Genomic DNA, 1306 nt, shown 5'->3' with positions numbered 1-1306 from the left:
TCAGAGATGTGTATAAGAGACAGACCCGGGAAGACGCGGGGCCCGGGTACCGGCCAGGGTCGGGCACGGGCTCGACGGACGCCCGGGTACGGGAGGGTGGGCAGCGGATACCCACCGGTGTCCGTGGCGCGGAGCAGCCGACCGGCTGCGGGGGATCCGCTGCCGGCACCGCCCCCGCGCCCTCGCGCGGGCGAGCGGCAGCGGCGAGAGACAGGACGGGCATGGAAACGAACAGCGCGGCGTTGGTGGGCCGCGAGGAGGAACGGGCGCGGCTTGAGGCGTTCGTGAAGTCCGCCACCGGACAGGCGCTCGTGCTGCGGGGGGAGGCGGGGGTCGGCAAGAGCGCGCTGCTGGACCACGCGGCCGCGCTGGCCGCGCAGGAGGGCCGTGTCGTCCTCAGGGCCGCCGGAGTCGAGGCGGAGTCCGCCCTGCCCTACGCCGGACTGCACCAGTTCCTCCATCCGCTGCTCTCCGCCACGGCACGCCCGGAAGGCGACGCGAGCGGCGCGGAGTTCGACGCCGCCTTCGGCGGGACCCCGGGACAGCCGCCCTCCGCCATGGCCCTCGGCATCGCCGTCCTGCGTCTGCTGATGCGGACCCGCGGCCGGCGGCCGCCCCTGCTGGTCCTCGACGACGGGCAGTGGCTGGACGACGCCAGCGCCGACGTCTGCGGCTTCGTGGGCCGACGCCTGGCCGGCAGTCCGGTGAAACTGCTGGTCGCGGTCCGCACCGACACCGCCTCGCGCTGGGACACCGCCGCCCTGCCCGAACTGCCGGTGCGGGCCCTGTCCGAGGAGGACGCGGCGCGCCTGCTCGACCGCCGGCACCCGGAGCTGGACCGGCGGCTTCGCCGACTCGTCCTCGCGCAGGCGCAGGGCAACCCGTTGGCCCTGCTGGAGCTGCCCCTCCAACCCACCGGCCGGCCGGGCGGCCTCCCGGACGAGGACCCGGCCGGCCCGCACGGCGTGCCGCTGTCCCGGCGGCTGCAACGGATGTTCGACACCCGTATCGCGTCCCTCGACGAGCGGGTGCGGGCCGAGCTCCTCGCGGGCGCGCTCGACGGTGCCGGAACCCCCGGCCGGGCGGACGCGGTACCCGGCACCCGCTACGTCATGCGCGACGCCGACGCGGCGGTGGCCGCCGGACTGCTGGACGTCGCACCGGCCACCGGCGAACTCGTCTTCCGCCACCCGCTCGTACGGTCCGCCGTCGTGCAGACGGCCACCGCGGACCAGCGCCGCACCGCCCACCTGGCCCTGGCGCGGCTGCACCGCGGGGACCTGGAACGCCGGGCGACCCACCTGGC

1 protein-coding gene is annotated in these 1306 nt (G+C 76.5%); it reads left to right on the top strand.

Annotation, left to right across the window (positions count from 1 at the left end):
* Positions 1 to 221: 221 nt before the first annotated feature.
* Positions 222 to 1306: AAA family ATPase (locus VR44_RS48525; protein ID WP_045949597.1), on the top strand; the 1085-nt coding region annotated here is incomplete at its 3' end.

It is taken from the genome of Streptomyces katrae (assembly GCF_000966975.1).
Classification (GTDB): domain Bacteria; phylum Actinomycetota; class Actinomycetes; order Streptomycetales; family Streptomycetaceae; genus Streptomyces; species Streptomyces katrae.
Note: the sequence above shows the minus strand (reverse complement) of the source record. Positions and strands in the feature narration are given on the sequence as shown.